The sequence below is a fragment of the Novipirellula rosea genome (assembly GCF_039541335.1).
Lineage (GTDB): Bacteria > Planctomycetota > Planctomycetia > Pirellulales > Pirellulaceae > Novipirellula > Novipirellula rosea.
Map to the genome: position 1 here is coordinate 271,158 of NZ_BAABGA010000046.1, position 24,086 is coordinate 295,243.

Annotated in this window: 10 protein-coding genes; 1 reads left to right on the forward strand and 9 read right to left on the reverse strand. The window is 53.6% G+C overall.

Going from position 1 to position 24,086, the window contains the following annotated elements; all coding sequences use genetic code 11:
• The 9 genes from ABD971_RS18645 to ABD971_RS18685 form a co-directional block, all read right to left on the reverse strand.
• Window positions 1–1,569 carry a sialate O-acetylesterase gene (locus ABD971_RS18645; RefSeq protein ID WP_345324496.1) on the reverse strand — a complete coding sequence of 523 codons (1,569 nt, stop codon included), beginning with the start codon at window positions 1,567–1,569 and terminating at the stop codon, window positions 1–3.
• Window positions 1,570–1,730: 161 nt separating this feature from the next.
• On the reverse strand, window positions 1,731–2,567 hold the full coding sequence (locus tag ABD971_RS18650) for a glycosyl hydrolase (protein ID WP_345324498.1): 837 nt from the start codon (window positions 2,565–2,567) through the stop codon (window positions 1,731–1,733).
• A 192-nt stretch (window positions 2,568–2,759) separates the two neighbouring features.
• Window positions 2,760–3,464, reverse strand: coding sequence for a transposase (locus tag ABD971_RS18655; RefSeq protein WP_345324500.1), 705 nt, complete (start codon window positions 3,462–3,464; stop codon window positions 2,760–2,762).
• A 1,072-nt stretch (window positions 3,465–4,536) separates the two neighbouring features.
• The gene (locus ABD971_RS18660) at window positions 4,537–8,280 is read right to left on the reverse strand and encodes an ATP-binding protein (RefSeq protein ID WP_345324503.1); all 3,744 of its coding nucleotides are present in this window, start codon (window positions 8,278–8,280) and stop codon (window positions 4,537–4,539) included.
• Between the two features lie 53 nt (window positions 8,281–8,333).
• Complete coding sequence (locus tag ABD971_RS18665; protein ID WP_345324505.1) at window positions 8,334–9,233, reverse strand: helix-turn-helix transcriptional regulator; 900 nt, start codon at window positions 9,231–9,233, stop codon at window positions 8,334–8,336.
• A 725-nt stretch (window positions 9,234–9,958) separates the two neighbouring features.
• Window positions 9,959–16,999, reverse strand: a complete 7,041-nt coding sequence (locus tag ABD971_RS18670; RefSeq protein ID WP_345324507.1) for a hypothetical protein — start codon at window positions 16,997–16,999, stop codon at window positions 9,959–9,961.
• Window positions 17,000–17,344: 345 nt separating this feature from the next.
• Window positions 17,345–20,404, reverse strand: coding sequence for a vWA domain-containing protein (locus ABD971_RS18675; protein WP_345324509.1), 3,060 nt, complete (start codon window positions 20,402–20,404; stop codon window positions 17,345–17,347).
• Window positions 20,401–20,973, reverse strand: coding sequence for an RNA polymerase sigma factor (locus ABD971_RS18680; protein ID WP_345324511.1), 573 nt, complete (start codon window positions 20,971–20,973; stop codon window positions 20,401–20,403). The genes ABD971_RS18675 and ABD971_RS18680 overlap by 4 nt, the downstream gene beginning before the upstream one ends.
• 682 nt (window positions 20,974–21,655) lie before the next feature.
• Complete coding sequence (locus tag ABD971_RS18685) at window positions 21,656–22,210, reverse strand: hypothetical protein (RefSeq protein WP_345324513.1); 555 nt, start codon at window positions 22,208–22,210, stop codon at window positions 21,656–21,658.
• 1,526 nt (window positions 22,211–23,736) lie between these two features.
• Here ABD971_RS18685 and ABD971_RS18690 point away from each other — a divergent pair.
• A partial coding sequence (locus tag ABD971_RS18690) for a recombinase family protein (protein WP_486348647.1) occupies window positions 23,737–24,086 on the forward strand: 350 nt, incomplete at its 3' end.

Here is a 24,086-nt window from a genome sequence, read left to right on the forward strand (position 1 = left end):
TTACTGTTGGCTGGGAACCGTCCAATCGTCGGTTCGGAAGGACGATGCCGGAAGTCCTTCCTGATTGCTCAGATTGGGCGCGTCCGCGTTGCCCCAACCGAATCGCACTGCCACCGGAGCAGCGACCTGTTCACTGTGAACGACGATCGTGTCCCCATCGATCGTCGCTTTGGCGGGAACAAAGTTTTGGTCCTCACCGGCGATGGCAAAATGGCTCAGCTCTTCGCCGTCGCGGCTGACCAGCCCCGAGCCGACATGATCAAAGGACAACCGAATTTTGTCGCCTTCGATTTTCATCGATTGATACTCGGGCCCTGAATCAACGAGGTCCGATTTTCCGTAGGTTCGGCGGAGTGCTAATCGCGCTAATCGCTCGCCCACCGGCTTTTTCGGTTTCGGGTGAATATTGCTCTCGTTACCAATATCCATCGTTACCGCCATTCCCGTATTGGGGACCGACAACGCCATCGATTGAGCTTCACGCAATAGCGCCGCCGGGTACGGACTGGTTTTATAGCTGAACGGAGCAATTTGAACAAAGTAAAAGGGAAAGTCACCGGTGCCCCATTGGTCCCGCCAATCACGAATCATCGCGGGAAACAGTTTTCGGTATTGATAGGGCCGTTCGACATTCGATTCGCCCTGATACCAAATCACGCCGCGGATCGCGTAGCGTGTCAGTGGTTTGATCATGCTGTTGTATAGCACCGAGGGAAGCCGGTGATTGATCCCCTTGGGCTTTTTTTGGCTCCGTGATTGCAGTTCGCCGATCTCTTCGATCAATCCCGGGTAACTTGCCAGCGTTTCAGCAAACTCTGGGAATTCCGCTTGCAACGTTTCTTCACTTGTCCATGCTTCGGCGGAGGATCCACCCCAGTTAGTTGAAACCAAACCGATCGGAATATCGAGTTCTTGATGCAATCGTGAACCGAAGAAATAGGCGACAGCGCTAAAGTTGTATGCCGTCGTGGGATTGCAAACGGACCACTTGGTTTGGACACCCTGCTGTTCTTTGAAGGCAAGATTCTGCGGTACATCACAGAAGCGAATGTTGGGATAGTTGGCTTTGGCGACATCCTCTTTGAATTCATCCGGCCCAAACCCGCGCAGCTTCCACTGCATGTTGGATTGCCCCGAACAAATCCACACCTCGCCGACCAAGACGTTGGAAAGCGTCAACGTTTGGTCACCGCTTTGCACCTGGATTGAATACGGGCCGCCTGCTGCGGGCGTAGCCAGCGAAGTCCGCCAATGGCCTTGGGAATCCGCGGTCACGCGAGCCGTACGATTGTTCCAAGAGGGTGTCACGGAGATCTCGGTGTCGGCAGTTGCTTTGCCCCAAATCGCCGCGTCGGCCTCTCGCTGCAGCACCATGTTGTCGCCAAAGACACCCGCCAACTGTAACGTTTGAACCTGTGGTTTTTCGGCGAACAGTGGATGACTGGTCGCGGCGAGGACAAGACCGAGCAAAACAGCGAGCAACGGGAGCAGCCTTCGCGAGATGACGGGAGAGATCCATGACGCGGAGACGCCAACTTTGCGATGGGGGTTCGATGGGAGTCTGGTCATGTTCTCTGCGTCCTAAGTGCTCTTTCGTAATCGGATCGGAACTCGTTTTGAGTTTCACCAAGATCGAATTGTAGTCATCGATCCGTAGAAAAGGATAAGTGCCATTCAGAGAGAAGAAAAGGAGAAATGCCGACCACGTTGCTGGACTCGACTTGGCGGGCTCAATATTGACGGTAGCAACGTCCCAATGCGTTTAAGGTCTCCTTCTGCTTGCCTTGATACAGCGTTGCAATGTCACCTGAAAACCAAGCGTACCGTTCGATGTAGGGTAGTTGTTCCAGTTTGGGTAGCACCCATTGCATGAACATCAAATTGTCAACGGCAGTCATGTGGCGGTCTTTGCTTCCGAAGTTTAATCCTGCAAACTCGGTGATCCAAATCGGCAGTCGGTACTTCTGGAACAGCTGCTCGAGCGATCGCAGGAACTGAATTGCAGCGTTTCGCTCGCGCAGATTCGGATAGCGATGGACACAAAGGAAATCGACCCGCAATCGTTTTGCGACAACCTGGGCCGCAAATGCATCAAACCAAGCACGTCCTTTGGCGTTGTCGGTGACTGCGGGGCTGCCAAGTCGCAACTCAGTGTCCATCAATTTTGGCCACAGCTTGACCGCTTTCTCAACCGACAAGTTCCCTTGCTTGGGGCTGTCGGGTTCGTTCAGCCCCAACAGATGCGTCACGCCGTGGGATTGCTTAAGTTTCTCGAGTTTCTCGAACGTCTTTTGGGTTGCGTTGATACCCCCCTTCACCATGGGAACAAATTCGGCATCAAACTCTCCAGGCGTCGGTCCAGGCGTCCAGTTGTAATACCATCCCGCGTCCACCAACTCGCATTTGCTGCCGCGCCCGCAGATCCCCTTCTTCGTGATTTTTTTTCGCGAACCGGTTTCATCCGCTTTGCCTGACGCAGACAACGCGGCGCAAGAAACACCGCTGACCATCGCTGCATGAAGAAACTGACGACGATTGCGACTCGCTGGCTCGTGCTCGGAATTCATCACAGACTCTTCGGTAGAGGAAATCTTCCTTCGTTTCTTCGATGCCGCCAGTGAAAGCTTCAGCGACGCCCGCCAGGACAAGACGACCTTGGCCCCCAAATTAGAAAAGGGGAAAATTAGAAAAGGGGAAGGGGGTCAAATTAGAAAAAAAATTAAATTAGAAAAGGGGAAGGGGGTTAAATGTGCGTCTTGTCAGTGCGGTGGCGGTTGGATTGCTTCTGTTTTTGGCTTCTTCCTTGGCCGGCCTCGTGGTCGGATTGTGAACCAAATGCCATTTCGTTCGCAGGTTTCTTCGATCCACTCTTGAGAACCAAAGGGGCGTCCGCGCGTGGTGCAGAGTCGGACGGCGTCCAGCTCGTCCTTCGTGAGCGCTGTGTTGACTCGGCTTTTCCATCCAGGCGGACGACGCAGTGGCCAGGTGGACAGAAGTTTCGGATCACAATCGCATTTGTGGTGCCATCGGTGGAGTGACCCGTATTCCCAGTCTTCGGCGTGGTTGACCATCTTTGCACGCAACGCGTTGCGTTCGACATAGCGACACAGCGTGAAAAAGTGCGCGTCATCTTCAACTTCGAAGCTCTTGAACGGCCCTTGGTAAAGATGCCCGTGGCCGCGGGTGTGATTGTGCGCATGGTATCGAAGTGTGTGCGTGGAGGAGAGCCATCCGCACAGCCTGCCCATCGCGCCGTCTTTTCGCGGCCGTAGAACCAAGTGCCAATGGTTTGGCATTAAGCAAAACGAAAAGAGATCCACGGGGTATTTCCCAAGGCCTTCACTGAGCGTTCTCAGAAACGCTTCGTAGTCTTCAGGTTTGTGGAAGATCTCTTGCCGGTTGTTACCACGGTTGATGGCGTGATAAATCTTCCCCGCTTCATCCGGCCGCTTCGTCCTGGGCATCAAAAGCTCCCGCCGTGCGTCTCGGTCAGTCTTAAGCCAACCTACCCACTATCTGCTGCCATTAAAACCCTTTTCCCCTTTTCTCTTTCTGGTTGGGCTCGTGACGACCATTTTTCTCGTTGATACCGCGCCCCGTGTTTGCGAGTTTGATGGCTGGAAAAATGGCAGTCGACATTTTGAATTGTTTCCGTGGATACCAATGCTCTTACCCAACAAGACTGACGCTCCTACCTACCACGATCTGGTGGATACGATCAGTACCAATGCTTCACATGCTGCATCTGCTGGAAATGTCGACCAGGCCCCCACATTCGGTTACAATGCCTTGCGTCTACCCCGGCTCTCGATGCGATGCTGTCCGCGTATACCAACTCACTTTCCAAAACCGCTCGGCATGTTGACCGAAGCGCTGCCTCTATCCCTATTCGGAGAAACATCATGCCCAACGAGGCTCAAACGACATGCCCGTGTTGCCTAAAGCAGATGACAACGAGCGATGAAAGCTGTCCGACCTGCGGGTACAGCGATCGTGACGTTCATTTGCGACGATTACAGTTGGAAGGCGAAGCAGAGCGTCGCATCGAACGAGCCAGACTGCTGGGCAAACTGTTTCGATTCCTACGATGGACGCACCTATTTCGTTAGACGATCTTCGGTCGATGCCGCGTGGGGGACTCACCGAAAATCTCGTTCGGCGGTCGCCCGGACGATAGGTAGACAGAAAGATTGGTGCGACAGAAAAATGGGCCTGCCATGGCATTTCGCAGTTGGACCTAAACGCTCACGTCGTTTTCATCTTTTATCCGTTCATTTTTTAACCTTTCGCTTCATCTCAGCCACAAGATGTCATCGCCGATTTAAATAACATCGCATTCTGCCTCTCCCATTTTCCTGCCCTCACCATCTTCCTACCCAACCTTTGGTTGCCTGGAGTGCACCTTCCATCGCATAGCGAGCTTGATACTGCGGGAGCAACAAAGGGGACGGGGGGCTAAAAACACGCGTGAACTCAACAATGCCCCTGTCCCCTTTGATTTGCCTGCCGACATCTTTGTGGCGTCCATGCAACCTTTCATAGTTCGCGTTCCATCTTTTCGTCAACCTCATCGCACCAATCTTGCATGTTGTCTGCGAGTTCAATTTCCCATGCGGCCCACTCTCTGACACGTCTGAGTTCGTGGTCAAGAAAGGGTTCCATTCTTTCTCGAACTCCTTTGGTTTTTTCGTCTCCCCACCACACCTCGACTCTGCTTCTTCCGCGTAAAAATCCATTGAACACTTCTTGATTCATCTCGTGTTCAGTGAATACCCACTGCAATACGCTTGAAATCTGCACATTTCCCGCGTCATCGACTGAGGGACTCGTCAAGTGACTTGCGATATCCGGGAGATGATTTAGTCCATGGTCGTCAAGCCACTGTATCAATCTATCTATTCCTACTGACTCGAACAAACCTTCGTGGCGATGAAGAGAGAAGAACGCTGCTTGTTCGCGGGATAAAAGCATCTTGCCTAGTTGCTGCATCACTTCGCTTGGAACGTGGGCTGCACACTTAGCTAATATCGCGTCGAGCTGCTCGGTTTCCGTTGTCGCCCGACCTCCTCGATCGACAATTAGTCGCAATACAAATTCTGCAATGGTTTCGGGATGCGTCTCGACGAGCGACTCGGCTACGTCCATCCATTTATGGGCATCGTATCCCACGTGGCCACCGGCAAGCTTATTCAGGAAGTGCAAAGCGAACTCATGCAGCGTCGCTGGCAGCTGCTTTTCGTCTACGAGCTTCCACATATACAATAAGTCAAGTGCGGTACTCGCTGCATACGAGTCATCAGATGCAGTCTCGATCTGCAACCGCTTGCAAATTTCAATTTGCATTTCGGGAGTTGTAGAATGCAACCATCCCCCGTAACCAAGCTGCGCAAAGATGCGACTGGGTTCCTCATATCCAGAGTCAACTATCCGCATCAATCGACGAAAACCAATCTCAGATACGTCAACATAGATGGTCACGTTCGCGGTGTACTCTGGGTGATGCGTCGCAGATTCATCGAGATGTGACCGCCATTCACTACCAAGTCCGCTTTGACCTTGAAGTCCGATCAGATACCCCGCTACGAAAATTGAGCTCTCGCCCTTCGAAATCCAATTGCGAACTCTATCGCTAAGTTCTTTGGACTCGTCGCGTTTACCACACTCTTTGGCAAGAGCCAAAGTCCCCTCAATGAATCTTGGTTCAGAGAACTGCGGAACGAATACGTTTAGTAAGGAGGCTTCAGCAAGCAAATCCACAGCAAGCTTTGCATACGGATTCTCTTCCGATTCAATTCCAACATCCCAGGGATTCTGAGAGATCCAATATCGCACTCGTTCATTCAATTCTTTTGGAGCTATCTCCTCCTCCCAGTTACGCAGCTCTTGCGCAGTCGCTTGCCCTTTCTCGCCATACCGCTCGTGTGAGATAGCTCCAGCGCACCATCGAATTCCTGAAACCAGGTTAGCGGACACTGTCTCGTTTGTTGGATTACCGACTGCTGCCCGCACGTCAGATAATAGGTCGAGCCAAACAAAAGGCATAAGGCGCTGACTGAGTTGGATGTCGAAGAACTCTTGTTCATCTTTACTAAAACTACATCGCAACTGCAGGAATTTCTTAGCGAAGCTTACCCGCAAGTCTCGCAATTCTTCAGCTGTGCGGGCACGCCATGGAGCGGGTGCTAGTCGCCCACTTACGATGGCCGGAGGAATGATCATTCCGACAGATTTGGCCTCCAATACTTCGAAGCCACATTCAATGCTTAGCTCGCGTTCCTTACCGCTGCTTGTTGCCACTCTCTGAAGAATGACACGAGAACGATCCTCGAGTGAAACGGCAGACTGGGAAAGCGTTGACCAAAACTGATTCTTCCAGATCTTAGTCGCGTTATTGCCGATTCTCGGTTCGTTTTCTGCCAGAGCAAGCCTAAACAGAATTCGCTCGCATTGATAAAAATATTCGGGAAAACGAGCCAAGCTTTCGCAAAGCCATACAACATACCGCCTTCCCTTGTAATCGCCTGTCGCTGAATCTCCCGAAAAATTAATTAGTTCGTCGATTGAAGTTTTTTCGCAGAGACCTGCAAGCCAAGCAAGCCCTTTGACAGGATCTAGTTCAACCCATGACTTAACGACTTTCGCTGCAGCAGTCTTCTCAAGTTCCTCTATTGAGAAGTCTCGCAAAAGCCCTAGAAAGTAATGGCTCAATTGAGCCACCACCCTTTCACGTATTTCCCCTGTGCAGTCGTTACATCGATCAACAAATCTCTTTCGAAGTCTATCTGGCAATGCAGAATAAAACTCGTCAAGATCATCAGCGATCCGATCCCAGCAATGTTCCGCAAACACCATTGTTGCTAGCGCATGGGGAGTCGCCTCAAAATACCGTTCACTCTTACTTGGTGCCGAGAGACCGTAGCGATACGCTAACGGAGCTGATCTGCGAACGTTTTCCGATGTAAGCGCGAAATACTCTTTAATTGATTCGATTTCATTCTTTACGGAACCACCGATGCCGATATCGACGAAACAACTCGCGGCTTCATACAGCCTTCGCAAGTGTGCGCGATCATCGTCGTTAAGGCGCGCGAGGTTTAGAATTCGGTCTAAGATCGCACCGACACCACCGACAATTTCTTGCGGACCAGCGGGATCATCCTTTACGGCTTTAAGTAACAGGAGAGCGAGGCGAAGATCATGCGCACTTCTTGCCGCAACCGACCGAAGCAGTTCCTCACGTAGACCAAGTCCATTTTGTTTTATAACTTCGTATACCTCTCCTGCATCCGCAGGTTCAGACATCACACAGATGTTTTGCCGGTTGCCGGTGTAAGGCTGTCGCCGAGAAGGACAAATCGTGACTGCCCGAACACTCTTGTGTAGAGAAGCGAGCTGTCCATCTAGATCGCTACACTTTTCCAGGGCAACTTCGTCAAAGACAAGCAACGCATTGCGTGGGTCGGCATGAAATAGCCGAAACAGATTGTGGCGTCGTGATTCAAGCTCTGTGTAACTTTCGCAATAGAGAACATCAACCGCATATTGGTCGGAGTAGCGTTGGCACGCCTCTCGGACAGCCCTTGTCTTGCCGATGCCTGAAAGTCCGGCGATATGCAGAACATTTGCCTCACCCGTCGAATTGAAATGGTCAATGATCTGCGAGACGATTACTTCGCGATCAGCAAAATTGACCCAATCGGTCTGCCTAGGGTCGTTTCGGGACCACTCGTCAAGAGAAACCAAGTGTTCGAATCTTGCTGCAAAATCGGGCATGTGGCGGAAGATAACACCTGGATTGAGGTTGATTGCTTCTGCGATTTCTTCAATCCATCTGAACTCAAATTGCTCTGCATCAAAACTGCCACTGAATTCATCCACAAGCGTTGCAACGTCGTCTTTGATCGCCTGTCGCTCATCGCTTGTCGAGTCGTGAAGACTGCACCAAACAAACGTATTCCCGTCAACCAGCCACTTTTGAATCTGCTCGTGATCTCGGATTTCGGCGCGGAAAGTCGGCTTGCTCAGTCCATCCTTTCCTGATTTGACAGACCAGTAGCTCTTCTTCTGCGGCAGAAAAGCTTCGCCATCATGTGAAAGATCTGCATGCACAATCAGATCGCGCCCGCCATCGCCCACTGAAATGCGTCTGTCCCAATCGACGTCGGAAGCGCCAAGGCCAACCTTGCGGCCAATTGAACGCAGTAGTGAGTTGACCAATTGCTCAGCTTTGGCAGACTCCCCGCTAAAGGTCTGGGCCACCTCTTTTTCAGTAACTTTCATAAGCTGTTCGTGCTCTGTTCCAATTTAAGCGTAGACTTAGAGTCATAACTGGGTCAAACAGTGCCACCCATTATGTGTTGACGCGTGATTTCGATCGTGCTGGTCAACCTGACACTCACGTCGAGACTGCCGCCGGGGCCGGGTGCCTCCGTTTGCGTGGCGTTGATTTTGCGTTCGGCTGCGTAACGCGTCGCACTGCCACGAAAGCGGATGCGGACGGTCACGGGTTCGCTGCCGGCGATCACGGCGAAGGCGCCGGAGAAGTGTTTCGACAGGTTGAAGTCGGCAGGGCGGTCGAAGGAAATCTCGGTGACCTCGGCGGACTCCATGCGATCGATCTTCCAGGTTCGGATCTCGCCGTGGTAACAGGAATGACCGACCACGTACAACGCGCCGTTGTGCTCGGCCAAGCCATACGGATGAATGTCGTAGCTGACGGGCTCGGTTGATCGAGCCGAGAGGTAGACGATGGAGTTCGCTTTATTGTCTTCGATCCCGAGCGTGATCGCGTCAATCACGTCAGCTTGGTCGCGGTAGTCGCCGTATCCAGGCGAACGATGCAGCCAGGGAGAGATTCGCCGGAAATAGTCGTCGTGATTGCCGCCAAGGGCGACTTGGATTTTCTCGAACGCGGACCTCGAGGCGTCGCCGATCACGGTGCCGTCGAAATCGCTTGTTCCGGCCCGGCAAACCATCAATGAGAAGGCTTCGTCGTACGTGAAGCGAACTTGGTCAATCGATTCGCGAGACAAACTGTAGGTCTTGCGGCCGTGTTGGCAGACGTGTTCTTGGATCGCGATTCCTAGTTGACGCAGCCCCACGATGTCGCGGCGGACGGTCTTTTCGCTGACGCCGAGCGATGCCGCGAGCGACTCGATGGTCTCGTCGCCCCGCCCAAGCGTAATCAATCGCAGTAATTGTGGATGACGCTTCCGCTGCGTTCCCATGCTCATCAATTCAAAACCTCGCCTTCCGCCGTCAAAACTCCTCGATGTAACCTCGCGCTGCAATGCGTTTCAAAATTCGCACTGGAGTGAATATAGCAAGTGTTTTGCTGGCGGGGGGCGGGATGGACAGCATGTGTCCAGAGTGCCGGCAAATAAACGGAAAACTCGCCGCAATCGCGTTCAATTTGCCGCAATCGCGTTCAATTTGCCGCAATCGCGTTCAATTTGCCGCGAACGACGGAGAGATTGGCAAGTGCGGCGTTTGTTTGCTCGGTATTTTGAGAGAGGCCTGCCCGTCGGCAGGTTGACGGCGTCGGCCTCTCAGGGGCTCTGGTGCGGTGGAGATTGGGGACCGCGAGCAGGCCTGCACCGGGGTTAGGTCTTGTGTGGGGTTTGGCCTTGTGTTCGGTGTTTCAGAGCAGGAGCAGAAAGAGCTGCTCCTTTTGTGTCGGAGGCTTGCCCACGCTGTTTATGACCACATACTCCAGTCGCTATCGCGGCTGCGGGCCGAAGCCGAGCCGTTTGCCCTGTCCAGGCGAAACGTAGCGAGCGGATCGAGCGGATTGCGATCCCCCTTTCCTCGCCTGCAGGTCGTGCCGTTTTTTCTTCCTGTGTCAGCCGTGACATGCTTCACCGGCCCAGCCTTGCGTTGGGAGAATCGGCCATCGAGTCTTCGGCGAGATCTTCGCACAAGTGCCGGTGACCTTAAACTTGCATGTTGTCATTACCAGCTATGCCGCCTGTCGTTTTGAAGCCATCGTCAGGATGGCGGCGAATAGGGACAGCAACAAAATCAACAATGCGGTCTGCCAAACTGCAAGTCGGTGTTGCAAAGCAAACTCGAGTTCGAGTTCCAACGGTTCGTTTTCGGCGACTTGCACACTGCGACTAAACGTATAGACCACGCCTTCTTCGGGCAGGCTGATGAGGATCGCTTGTGGAGCCGGGTCGGTGGTGTGTTGATGCTGGACCAAGCGTCCCGCAATCTGCCCGAGAACCGCGTTGTCTTCCGTGCTGTTTCCGCGAAGCAGTTCGCTGAGCTGTTGCGGATGAAAATTCACTGCGTCTTGGTGCAGGATGGGGTTGTCCGACGCCGCTTCACGGAATTGTGGGTTGTCGGATAACGCCGAGTCACTTGGTTTGTTGTCGAGGTAAATTCGTTGACGCCGGGTATTCAAACCGACGATCGCCTGCTGCGTTTGTAAATTCTCAAGCTGCACACGCGCGTCTTCATTCGATGCGGCGTCCAGTGCGTATTGGTTGGCGACACTGCTAAGTGCCCGCCGAGCCTTGGCTTGTTCACCGGCCTGGATCAATTGATTGGCTTGCTCAAGCAGCTTGGTCGCCTGCTGTGCTTGCACTTGTCGCTTGCCGCTGCTTTTCGACAAATAGGAACTACGGTTGTATTCTTCCTGATTGGCTTGCTGGACCAATTCCAGATTGCCGTCGTTGTCGATCAGCTCGAATCCCTTGGGAGCGACGACATTCCACTGGATATTCTCGAGCGGCACATTCATTTGAGGGCTGGCAAGTTTTAAATCGCGGAGGTCGTTATGGCGACCAGGACGATCATTTGCGACCGAATAGACAAAGCGAACTTTCGCCGTGCGGTCGTCGATGCCCGGCAGGATGTAGAACTGCCACACATTCCCTTTGCCATCCAGGCGAATCGAATTCACACTTTCACCATTCACAAAAATACTGAATAGCTCGCCTCCTTCGGGCAAACCGACGCTCAGGCTGCTGCGCTGGATGACTTCCATATTGGCTTCGACCGCGGTTAGTTGATTACCGGTCGGCGACAACACCGTGGTAAATGTGCCGCTGGCCACACGAAGTTTCAGAGCATCGGCTAACGAATGGCGTTTGACGACAATGTTTAGGGAGTTTTCAGGAGTCACGGCGCGAAGCACGAGAGCCGGCGCGGTCCGGTTTCCCGCATCCCGCAGCGTTTGGGGAACGGTGTTCCAATCAGCCCGCTGCCAGCCCTGAGTCAGCGCAGCGTGCTCTAATTCCAATCGACCGCCGGCGCGGACGCCAAAGTAGTACGACAACTGGCGGGCGCCGGGGAATTCGGCCGGGACGAGGACTTCGTTTGCCTGCTTTGAACTTGACTGCGATGGGGTTTGCCCATTGACGGACAGATTCTCGCGATCGCCGCGCCGTTCATATTCAATTCGGAATTGGATCCTGCCGATCACGTGACGCTTGAACTGAACTTCCCAGATATTTGAATCGGGGGCGGTTCGCACAAAATCGCTGACGGTATCGCCGCTGGCTCGCAGCGTCTTGATCTCGTCTTCGTCGCTAATCGGCAACGCGATCGAAAGCGTGCGAATCGAAGCATTCTGCACATTAAATTCAGCGATCAAAGCGGATCGTGTCTGACCTTCGCGTAAGGTGATTTCATGCAGCACTTGCCCCGTCACCCAGGGTTCAAGTTTTTCGATCCCCAGTACCAGATCCCAGTCACGCTGTAACAGACGAAAAGCCAGCGAGCCCTGAACTTGTCCGCCCATCGTGCGTGGATCAGTCTCCGATACATTTTGGCGTGACACCGTTCTCAGCCGAATGCCCGTCGTAGGACGAACGACCAACTCGCCGGTTTGACGCGTCGCTTCGTTCAATTCAAATCGCGGTATCTGCCAGTCGCCTGGATCGGTTGGCGCTGTCCCGGACAGCGTCAGAGAAAAACTCTGCGAACCGATCGTCTTGCCATTTAAATGCAGAACGATCTGTCGCTGGTCACCTTCGCTGAGTTCGGCCCAATGATGCAGCGCGGCGCCCGTGAGTGACTCGACCTCGAGACCAGCAGGCAACGGGAAACTCAATTGGAACAAGCCGGTTCGAGTAATCTCGGCTGCGAAATTGATGCCCAAGACCACCCGTTCATCACCGAGCGACAACACTTGCTTGCTGATCACGCGAACTTCCGACTCGACCGGCGCCACACGCAGTGCCAACTCTCCGCCCTCGGCACCATATCGATATACCCGGTGCAAAACCGCTTGCTTATTGAGAATCAAAGACGCATCAAAATCTCCCAAATTGACCGCCGACATTCCTTGCGATTCTAATTTTTCAGGTTGGGCATCGGGTCCAAATGCGATCGCCACCAGACCAACTTCACCGCCCGCCTCCGCGACTCGTAGTGGAGCCAGGGTGACTTCCGCAGGCAGCGAATCGAGGCCCCGCTGCGTATCGATGACGACATTGAAAGGCTGTGACTGAGCCGGTTCGATTTCCAGTTTCAAGCGACCACGATCAGCATCGAATTGCCAGGAACCGACCGGGCCCTCCACAGCACTGACGGTCAGCCCTTTGGGAACAAGCACCGCTAATTCACTCAACTGACCTTGTGAGGTTCGGATGTGAAGCCGATGACGGCCATCGACGACACCCGGACCTGGCAAGTAGAGATTCGAGGTTTCCACGAAAAATTGAGTTTCCTCGGTAGTAACGTCTCGAGCCTTTGGTTTCAGGATGACGCTGGCTTTTCCGGTGCCAAGAAGCAGATTCACCTTGGTCGTCTGATCGTCCGAATCGACCGCTTCCACGCGGACTGCCGTGGGGCTAACGACATCCCATCCGGCTTCGTCGTAGCTGAGAGAGATCTCCTGTACCGCAGCAGTGCCAGTCAACACGGGCACCCCCTCGAGCGGTTTGATCGCCTCGAGCTGATACTCAAACGTGGCCTTATACTCGGCCGCCTCGCTTGGCAGCGAATCCTCTTCCACCTCGGACGCTTCTTCGTTAACCGGAATGCTGATGATATAGGTCAGACCTTCGCCAGGCACCTCTTGTTTGGACAAACGCAAACCGTTGCCATCGAAACGAGTCAGTACCGCTGGCGTTCTTAGCAGCAGAAAACGGTCCCCCGGTTGCCCTGACAAAGTGATCGTTCCAACTGCGGTTAAACGCGAATCCAGGTGTGTCATCCGCCACTGCTGCTTGATCGAATCAGCCGCGTTAAAACTTGCTGGGTCCGCTGCCGAAACCGAAGAGCTTGCGAATGAAAGAACCATGGCCAACAGAATCATGATCGGCGTGAACGTGATGCCGGGTTCTGCGTCGGGATCATCCGTTCCATCGGCTTCCGTTTTGGTCTTCGGTTTTTTGGCGATATTGCGAAGCCAATGGCCCAAGCCGCGAGTCGAGTCGAGTGCGGGCCGAAGGATTAGCAGGATCAGAATCCCGAGGGCAAGCAGAGCATAAAACCACGGTGCACCGCCGCCTTGCAGCAATAACCCCAACGCGATCAGAAACATGCCAATCCAGCGGCTTATCATTCGAACTCTGGCATCGCTGAGGATGAATGACCAAGCTAATGCGACGACGCCGCCCAACAGTGCACCGAGGCCGGTCCATGAGAGATCAACCCGCCAAAGCGGCGTGTTTTGCACCTCTAGCTGAATGGTTTCCCCCGCCGACAGAATCGGCAGACTCAGTTGTAGTGGAACCGCTGATCCTATCTGCGAAAACGCGGAGCTAGCCGTTGCGACGGATACGACAATGGCGATAGCCAGGCTGAGCAGCCCTAATGCAGGCCAAGCTGCCGACTTTCCGCACGCCCAGATTCCCATGACAGTGAACAAACCGATCACGATCAAAGGGACCATTCCGTGCTTGGCCACCCAATTGAAACCGGACGCTCGGGTCACAGGTTCCGCAGCAGTAACGGTTCCGCCACTGGGTACGAGCACATGCTTCTCATCACCAACGATATTCCATTGTGTTTTCAGTACCGGTGCAAACACGATCGGCAACATCAGCACGGGATTGGATTCGTCGACGGTCGGTTTGCCCAAGCTAAGTCGGACTTCGATCGGAAGGTTGGGATTGATTCCACCGGGCAGTGGAATCAAGGTGGCGTCATCCGCTTGCCGCGCGGTCGCAACCTGGCCATTGACGGACACTTTCCAAAGACGGACCGGATCGCCGGGCAGCTTGACCCTCAGCGTGCGTTGTCCACGTGATTTGACATAGCACAACACGTCGGTCACCAGTTCGCCGTCCTGTGAAACCCGACTGTTGACCTCCGAAAACTCCACCACCTGAGTCAAGGTGGTGCCAGGTTGGAACCAGTCGACTTGCAGTTTCAAATCGAACGGACGTTCGGTGTATTGCCAAGTTCCCAGTGGCGGCGCGGTGCTAAGCAGACGGAACTCGGCAGGTAGCTCCAACGGATCAAGTTTCAGCATGTCGTCGGAAAGCGAGACCGTATTGATTTCGACCTGCATCGGGCTGACGACTTGGATGTAACCACGTTCGCCTTGAACGCCCATTGGAGCAATCTGTCCGGCCTGGAACGAGCCATTGTTTTCGTCCGGCTTTTCTTCAAACGTCACCAACAAGGTGTAAGCGCCCATCACCGGCTGGTGAAGAGAAACGATCAAAGTGTCGTCCTCCCTGCGCCACGTTCGGACGTCTTGGCCGTCGACCATCACATTGCCCATCGCCGCGGGCACTGCAATTTTCCATTCGGATACCGGAGCACCGGTGACGAAGTAATTGACTAGCGCACTGCCATACACCGTCTCTTGACTGAGCGAGTAAAGATGAAACACATCGGACTGGACACTCTGTTCAAGCAACTCGATTCGCATGCTGGCGGACCATCCAGGCTCACGGATGCGAAAGGCTTGCTGGAGTCCTGCGGTAGGTTTGGGAAAATAGGACAACGGCTTTTCCACCAGCAGATCTGCCTGATCCACGGCGATCCTAAAGCCAGGCCCGCCAATGATTCCGATGTCGCCTCGAACCGCTTTCGCGCCAGGGTATTCGATCCGTGGCAAAACCCAATTCCCAGCGGTTGCGGCTTCACTTTTTTCAAGGTGTAACGTCACGAGCTGGCGTCCCGCGATATCTTGATCAAACATCACTTTCAAGTTGCGACGACCGTCCGCGATTTCCGTTGCTGCGATGTAGTCCGCAACGCTAGCGCCGGTCACCGAGACGATGGAATAGTCGGCCGGAATTCCAAAATCCCACTCACGAATCGATGCTTCACGAACGTCCAATTCGATATCCGCCTTGATCACACGGTCGGCTTCCGCCAGTTGATACAACACCAGTTGCGAGATACTGACCTCGGGTTGGATCCGATCCGCAGCAATGGTGAAGTCATGGTCCGCCGATGGAAAACGGTAAACAAAAACCTGTCGTGCCTCGATTGGCTCACCGGGAAATTGCTCCGGTGCCAACTGAGTCAATCCACTCAACCCCGTCGGCTCGACACGCACCGAGCCCAAATTGGAAAGCCGCAGAAAGCCGGAATGCCGGATCGCCCCGGTCGGATTCAGTCGCAGCCCTTCGACACGCACGGGAAACGCACCAAGCGGCGTCTGGCTACGCACCTTGATCTGGCTCGCCCCCGTCATCGCTTGGCTCAGAGTGATGTCCAGCTGACGATTTTCGGCTTTGCCGCTCACTTTCCAAGCGACGACTTCATCGCCTTGGACGTCGAGTATTTCTCCTGGGCCATGCATTAGAATGCTCAAGGCTTTCAGCTCTCCCTGAAGCACTTGATAGTCGATTTGATGATCTTGACGCAGTAGTCCCACGCCAACTTGTGCTTCGACATGCCCGGTGGTGGTGAAAAACAGCTTTCCATCACCCGCTTTGCGAGCCGTCTTCCATTGCAAACGCGCGTGACCGTTTGCAGGCAGAAATCCCAACCAATCCTCTTTGTCTCGCAGTGGCACAACGGATTGTTGATCACGATTAAATTCGAGATCCGAATCGAGTCCGCTGAGTGTTAAAGGAACGACGGCGCTGGCAGCGATCGTAAAATCGATACGGTGTCCATTGCTCTCGGGCGAAACCAACGTGGCGACAAAGTTGAGTGTCACTGGATACGTACCAGCTTTGTCAAACACAAGCTTGTAGACGGGTTGTTCATTGTCATTGGAAAGACGCAGTCGATAGTTCGAATCAGCGGGCACTTCGCTAACGGCCGCATCGCCCGATAGGATTGTAATTTCCGCATTGTCCTCGGACACCACGGCGGTGCTGCGAAGCTGGAAGTCCACCGACTCGCCGTTGGGGTGTACCGTCCCTTTCAAAGTGGTGTCGATCAGTTCCACCGGTGCAGGTGAGACACCGCTACGATTGAGCGAAAGTATCAGTTGACCACCGGTCGTGGTCTGAAAACGGTTTGCGCCGCCATCGCTATCGAGTGGTGCAAATCCAGTGGCCTCCGTGACGGTTCCCTCCACGGCGGGGTCGTACTCGATACGGACCGTCGAGTTAAATCCAACGGATTCACCGGGGGTGAGGTGTGTCAGTTTGATCTCGCGGGGAAGTTTTAACTTGGCGTGGGGCGAGTGAATGGAGATCACCGCTTTCGCGTCCGTAACATCTTCTTTTAGATGCAGATCAAGAAATCGCTCGGAACCAACTTGGCGTACGGACCACGACTCAATGTTATCGCCAGCGACTGCGGTCACTTGTCCCTCGCCGCTGAGTCCAAGGCTCAATCGCTTCGCAGCACCCTGGATCACTTTGATCGTTAATTGAATCTCTTGCTCAATGTGGTCCGTTCGCACCTGCACGGCAGCATCGGCCGTAGCGGTATAGAAGAGAGTCGGCACTGGCAAATGTCCGCGAGCTTCGACAACGATTGTGCCGGTACCATCACGACCAATGGAACTGTTGATGCTGGCTTGGCCCTTGTCATCCTGAGCAACACAGGGAAGATTCAACATGCTCGCAACGCAAGCAAGTCCTAGCAGAACCATGGGGCTGGCGTGCAGCAAGGTTGTCGTATTCATGAGTGGATGCTTCTTGAGGTGAATTTGTTTCAAATTGTCCGCCCACTACGCAAGACGGTCAGACGCGGTAACAGCCAGGAACGTAGACTTAGACCCTTTTCAAAAACCGGTAGCGGAAGTCACGCGTGACTTTCGACCAAGCTCTATCGGAGCCGAAATTCTTGAAGGCTTGTTGATTTAATCCAAACGCAAATCGAAACGGTGAGCCGTGGGCCGTAAGGCACCGGGTAGTGCGTGGGACCCGGCCGCTGACGCGTCGCGGCTCACTAATTCAACAAGCCGTTGACGAATTCCGCTACAACTGAATCAGCAATGATCGCTCGTTTTGGGTTTTCGGATAGGTTTTTACTCTCCGCTCACTTGCCGGGCCTGTTGGATCATCAATTGCAACTGAGCGACTCGATCGGAATTGCGATCTTGCTCGGGCAATCCGGCGATCAAATTGGACAACGTCTTCAGCTCAACCATTTCCCCCAACACTCCGCTGCGGAGCTTTGCCGCGAACAAGGCGGCCGAGGCAGCGAGACGCAGTGACGCAGTGGATTGCTCCAGACGCGGAGCGTTGGATTCGTACGGAATGGGCCAACGGTTTTCGATCATCTGTCCCGTTGATAGATCGCGAAATCGCACCGATACGGAACCGACATCGCCTTCCCCATCAGGCTTCGCTTCGAATTGATACAACGCCACACCGGCTTCGGACGCCGCCATTTCGGCCGCGTCGACGTTGTCGTTGCGAAAGTCTTCTTGTTTAAGACGATGCTTTTCGAAGCCCAGCAACTTGTAGCGGCCCACTCGTTTCGGATTGAACTCGACTTGCACTTTTACGTTCTTTGCCGAAGGACGCAGTGCCCCAGCAATCTGACTCGCAAACCCTTCATCTGCGGCATCATATGAATCGAGCAGGTAGTAACGACCGTCACCTTTGCGAGCGAGCGCTTCGAGAATTTCATCGTTCAATCCATCGGCGCTGATCCCCGCCGCATCGAACGCGATACCCGCGACTCGCATTGTCGTGATCATCTGCGACAGACGTTCGGGGTTGGCATCGCCAAGGTTCACGGCTCCATCGGTAAGCAAAATGATCCGGTTTTGGGCATTGTCAACGTGTTGTTCCTGGGCCTTTTCGAAAGCCAACTGCAGAGCGGCTTCGAGATTCGTGCCCCCTTCACTGGGCAAGTTGTCAACGAGTTCAACGAGTTGGCTCGATTGGTCTCCGCTGACCTTGTCGGCCAATAATCGCGGCTGACGTGCGAAGCTGATCAGCGTGACTTGATCGATTGCTTTGAGCTGTTGAGCCAGCAGGGCGAAAGCGCGTCGCACCGTTTGTTGACGATCGACTCGTTCCATCGAACCCGAGTTATCGAGCAGAAAAGTCAATCGCAGCGGCGTATGGCTCGCACGGCCCGCCGCAGCAGTCCGCATCGAAACCCGCAGCAAATTTCGTTGTTGCAGAAAGGGATGAATCGATTGTTCGACGCGACAGGCGACTTTCTCGCTTTGACTTGGCATTGGATCACCGTAGTCAAAAGCATTCACGAATTCTTCGATCCGCACCTTGGCTGCCTCGGGCCACGATCCATTGGCCAGCGCGGCTCGGGCGAGCTTGAAGGATACGTCGCTGACGTGCAGCGAGAACGTGGAAAAGGCTTCCTCCGCCGCATTCTTTTCATCCAGCCCGGCTGGTGAAGCGGTTGGAGCAACGGTTGTTCTAGTTGGCTCCTTCGTTTGCAACTCTCTTCTAATCTTCCCTAACTTGATCGGTGGTTCTACGTACCGATAGACCGGGCCGGGTGAGTCGGCGGGCGACTCGCCATATCGCCGAAGTGATTCATCACTTTTGGACATCTCGCTTTGAAGTCTGCGGATCGAATCGATTTCGATTCGATCGCGGTATTGGTTGGGCATCGCAACACGGCTTCCGGAAACATTTTCCGCGATATGATCGGCAATCTTCTTTTTCTCGGTTTTCTCTTGTGGCGTCCCCAAGAGATCTGCCCCGTCATCGCGACTGTCCCCATCGTCGTCTGCCCATTTGCTGATCTTCGCCTCGTCCTCACCCATATCCAGCTCGATACTGGCGATCGGTGCGCCGTTGGAAAAGCCTTCGGAGAAATACAGGTCAGTGCCACCGCGCAGCCCTGACGACAAATCGTCTGCCGAAGACATTTTCCCTGATTCCCCAGCATCATTATTTACAGCCCCACCAAGCATGATTCGCCCCGTCCCAGCGGGGAAACCGTCGACAACGACGTCGGGCTCTTGTTCCGATAGTGGGTGCTCCCATTCTTTAGCCCACATCCCACGCGATGATGGTTCGCTAGAACTCTCCGGCCACTTCGCTGCACGCAGGCCTTCCATACCTAAGCCCGCAATGGCTGGACTTGTAAATTTCCTATCGCCAACACTCTGCGATCCAAACCCCTTTGTTCCCGATTCAAAGGCGGACGAGGTTCTCGCCCCCCATTCGTCACTGAACTCAACGGCGGTGCTACTTGTTACGCTGTGAGGAATGACAGAGAAGTCATCAACGCTAGGCTGCGATAATTCAGGACGACGGCCATTGTCGGCCAGTCGGGGCGAGACACTCTCGCTCTCCTCCCATAACTTCTCACGCAACTCCGCTTCTTGTTGTGACAATTTGAATTCGGGGCCCGCCGGGAAATACTGAACATCGTCCTGCAGGTAGTAGGGGGACGGCACGGCCTTGTCCGTACTCTGGCTAAGACTCTCGCGAATCGCCGAAAGGGCTGATTTTGAGCTATTACGGTACTCTCTGTCTCCAACATTTTTTGTTGCTGCGGAACCAAAATGATCCTCACTCGCAGGTCCGATAACCGCACCTTCGGCGATGAAGGCATCGTAATCGGACGAGATGTCCTCTCCATCCATCGATTCCGATGAATCAAAGAAGCTACCAGCGTTCCTTCGGTCGTATTGGTACCGGGATGCGACACGTGCAGTGTAGATACTTGGCAGAAATAGACTCACGCCGAATCCCGCGATCAGCAGCACTGCGGCCACCTTGGCTAAATTGCCCAGAACACTCCGGCGATTCCACTTGCGTTTCCCAGCCGACTTGCTGAGCTGATCCCCGGACTTGCTGGCAAGTCGAATCGCTGGCGGCTCGCTTGCCTCGCCACTAATGAACGCCAGTACTGCGTGGCGTTTTTCCGTAGGCAATTTCCAGCCCTCATTCTTGGCATCCCATTCGCCGTTGCCGACGTCTCGCATCAATCCGTGCACACGTTCGATTTCGTCTTTGAAGGCAGCGAGATCGGCGTTGTCATCAATGAGACGCTGCAACTGATCACGCTCGAAGTCGGAAGCTTCGCCCAAAACGAGCGCAACAATGCGAGCTTCGAGTTCCGGATCGATTAACGGTTTGTTTGGTTCTTCATTCATGAATTTTCATCGATTCCGAGTGGACGCAATTTGCCAGCCAACTCTTTCAAGATGTGGTGCAGACGGTACCCGACGTTGCCAATACTGAGACCGGTTTGGGCACTGATGTCGCGATACTTGAGATCTTTGAAATACTTCAGCTTCACAAGCTGGCGATCGGTCTCGTCAAGATCCTCCAGCATTTCTCGCAGCGTTCCCGTCGCCTCGATTCGCAGCGTCATTGCCTCGGGCGATTCCGCTTTGCGGTCGGAAGTTTGCGTTGTGCTGTTGTCGCTGCCCAGCACTTCTCGGCGATGATCGCGGATGTGGGTATAGACGCGATTCCGCACACTCCGGAACAACCAAGCCTTGGGAGAATCGATTTCGTCCCAGTGAATATGCAGTTGCAAGAACACTTCTTGCACGATTTCCTCGGCCACCGCACGGCGACCGCTGAGGGCGAACGCGTATCGCAACAAGGGCGTCTCCTCGCTGTCAAACAAAGTCCGTACGCTCAGCTCCGTTTCAACATTGGGCTCCGTTTCATCATCGGAGCTCGGCTTGTAGACTCGGGGAGTCGGTTTCAACATTCACTCGATTCGCTGCGTCTTGGCGGTCTCGGATCACGACGAGTTCATCTTCTCAAAAGGAAAGACGCGACACAGCTAATTTTATTAGAGATTTTCCGCCAGTTTTCTCGAAATGCATCCACGGACTCACGACAGCCACGAAGTGGCGAGCATTCGTAATAGCCAGGAAGACGCTGCTCCCAATTGACTGGGCCAAATAAAAAACGCCGCCTGAAACTTGATGTTTCAGACGGCGTTTTTTCAATAGCGGAGGACACGGGAATCCGTCTTTTTCTTTCTTCCTGCCACGAATCACCTGCCGTAAGTCATTACTGGCAAGCAACTTACAGACTGAAGGTGAAAGCTGACTTTTTTTGCTTATCAGAACATTTATCGGCCCTATCGGAACATGGTTTTTGCCATCCCAGGCCGAGGATGCCTTTCTACCCGGCCAAGGACAAGGCCGGCAAAAAAACCAAACTGGTAACCGACACGGCCACCACCACCGCCGACGAGCCCGCGAAGGCCACCAAGTCCGCACCACAGGGTGCTGGGCACGGTTGCCCGCTGCTTTGGACTCTAGACAGCTTCCAAGGCGGTTGCACATCGACGCCCCGGAGACAATAGGAAGTAAATTGGTTCTTTTTCGGCGGGCTGTTTTTTGGGACCGGGGCACGGTTCCAGTTGGGGCGCAATACATGGTTCAAGCAATGCTATTGTGCCGGGCAACGTGGTCAACAAATGCGGTTGCAGCGTCAATACTCCTGCGGGCCTCAGGTTCCTGTACGTTTGCGCCAGCATGTGCGACCCGGTGGCGCAATTTGACCATGTCGGTATAGCCTTTCCAAAACGCTTGCTGGCAAATATCAAAATCGCTCGTCAGTGTTTGGTACAGTCGCAATACGTTCTTGTTCTGTAATGACTTTGCATTCAGTAGGGCGTTTACTGCTGCCTCTAATTCCGGAACTGCTTTATCGGCGTATGCCTTGGACATTGCATGGTCAACAATCACTTCACAGGCAGCTTGTGCAATGACAATAGCCGGACCGTAGTGGCCATCTGCAAAAAGCGTTTCCGCTGTTTCGACTAACTTGATACATGAGACTCGAATGTTCAGCCGACTGATACCGCCTTTCCCAGAGCCCTGCCCCGCTAGGCTTGCAATCCGCGCAGCACGACGCACTCCCCCGCAATTGTTACAAGGGCCAAGGTCGCCAGGCAAAAGCGGACTGTTGCAGTCACCGCAATATTCACTCACACGTATACTCCTCGGTAGGGCGGTCATGTACTGCGACAAAAAACGGGGGTGGGGCGGTTCACCAGTTTATGCAAAATATCGTTGCTACGCTGCCTAGGTATGGACGGGCAGCAAGGCAATGCTACGTGCCCACTAGGTGTGACGCACGCTTGCGGCTTGTGGCCGTGGTTTTGGCGTTGCCGGCGTTGGACCTACGCCAGGGATCCCGCCCCCAAGGTTCACCTATTCTGCAGTTGGCAGCAGGAGCCCACTTAACATGGACCGGTGCCATATGCTAGAGGTTTACGCGTCGCGTCCAACGTGCGGCTATAGACGTCTAGTGTTGCAAAACACTAGGTTTGTCAGCTTCATTGCATGTCGCTAAACAAAAAACCGGACACCTAATCGCGGTCAATTCTTTCGATGCCCCTTGTCCATCCATGCATCACAGACCTAGACATCTCTTCCACAAGTTCGACAATTTGGTTCTTTAGTATTCATTGTCGCACCATAGATTTGACCTGGCGTTGCCCCGGTCATGCATGGTGCATCGCATGACCGGGGCAACCGTGATGGCTGCATTTCATCAAACCAAGTCGGGGTTAACCGTTCCCGGGCTTGCGGTGGTAGCTAGCCACCAGCCCGAAGCTGGTCAGTGTTAAGTTTCGTTAGTAAATGTCAGTTCAATGGCGGTAAAAGGTGGATCTGAGGCGTTTTATTGGTGCATGACTGGGGCCAATGGGGACGCAGAGCCGGCTGTGGGCAAACTGGTAAACTAAATTTCGTTAGCACGTGCCGCACTGCGTGCCTGGTGTATTGGATGTATCTCTGTTTCAAATGCTGCTCTACCTGCGTCGTTGGCAGCATGCGTAGCTTCGTCGGTCAGGGCCCATGGCGGCTCAATTGTTTCGGGATTTGGCTTAATGCTAGTGCATCGCTCAGTTAAATCTGCCCCTGACAACGTAAGCCGAATAACGAAACTTTCCCTGGTTACAAGTTTTGACTCCGCATCCGTATTTTCCCAGCGTGCATTAAGGACTCGCCTTCTGGACCTTACAAGGATTAACGACTTCGCACGAAAAGGTCCGATCAAGACTCAGGATTCAGTGGACTTTTTGCTAAATTGGAGCCGTTTTTGCGTCATATAAGATAAGGCAAACAGCTTATCTCTGACCAAATCCGCTCAAGACAATCGCTCAGCTAAACTAAACCCAAAAATGCGGCATATATGATGTGTAGTGTTATGGCGATCATGCCAGTTTTTAACGTCCGGTGCGTGCATTGAGCTAAATTAACGCCCGAAACGCGGCATATTACTTGAGGGATGTTTACCCATTGAACGTATCTAAAAGTCTCTACTGAATTTCACCAATGCTCCGTTTTCACGGAGCGTTGTCTTTTGCGCACAAATCGGGTTGCCGAATTCTGGTGAGCAGCCTGCCCACAGAAAATTATCGCTCGCAGATTGATTCCGTTTATGAACTCACGGATCGATGGATGCATTGCCCCGGTGCGTACGCTGGATCATCTTCACAGGAAGCAAAACAATGAACCATGATCTTTCTAGCATGGGTGCGGCTAACGAAAAACTCACCCGGAACGCAAGTAAGTGGTGGTCAGAAATGGCTGCCGTCCATCATCTTGATTTGAAAGGATTTGATCCCGAAGAAGCTCTTGAAACACGGATCGTCTGGGCAACTGCTCACGGGTATGACATCGGTACAATCTACTCTCGTTTCAGCACTAAACTGCAACATTCAACCGATGACCAAGTTCGGGAGAACATCCAATGGGCCGCGAAAAACCGCATCTATGTTCCGTCTGAGTTGATTTCCATTGACGAAGGCGTCAAAGGCAAACGCATGCAACGTGCCGGTCTGGATCGCACCAAAGCGAT

Excerpts from the sequence above, each read along its gene's own strand:
- ABD971_RS18645 (WP_345324496.1), bottom strand. The coding sequence starts at position 1,569 with ATGACCAGACTCCCATCGAACCCCCATCGCAAAGTTGGCGTCTCCGCG.
- ABD971_RS18650 (WP_345324498.1), bottom strand. The coding sequence starts at position 2,567 with ATGAATTCCGAGCACGAGCCAGCGAGTCGCAATCGTCGTCAGTTTCTT.
- ABD971_RS18655 (WP_345324500.1), bottom strand. The coding sequence starts at position 3,464 with ATGCCCAGGACGAAGCGGCCGGATGAAGCGGGGAAGATTTATCACGCC.
- ABD971_RS18660 (WP_345324503.1), bottom strand. The coding sequence starts at position 8,280 with ATGAAAGTTACTGAAAAAGAGGTGGCCCAGACCTTTAGCGGGGAGTCT.
- ABD971_RS18665 (WP_345324505.1), bottom strand. The coding sequence starts at position 9,233 with ATGAGCATGGGAACGCAGCGGAAGCGTCATCCACAATTACTGCGATTG.
- ABD971_RS18670 (WP_345324507.1), bottom strand. The coding sequence starts at position 16,999 with ATGAATACGACAACCTTGCTGCACGCCAGCCCCATGGTTCTGCTAGGA.
- ABD971_RS18675 (WP_345324509.1), bottom strand. The coding sequence starts at position 20,404 with ATGAATGAAGAACCAAACAAACCGTTAATCGATCCGGAACTCGAAGCT.
- ABD971_RS18680 (WP_345324511.1), bottom strand. The coding sequence starts at position 20,973 with ATGTTGAAACCGACTCCCCGAGTCTACAAGCCGAGCTCCGATGATGAA.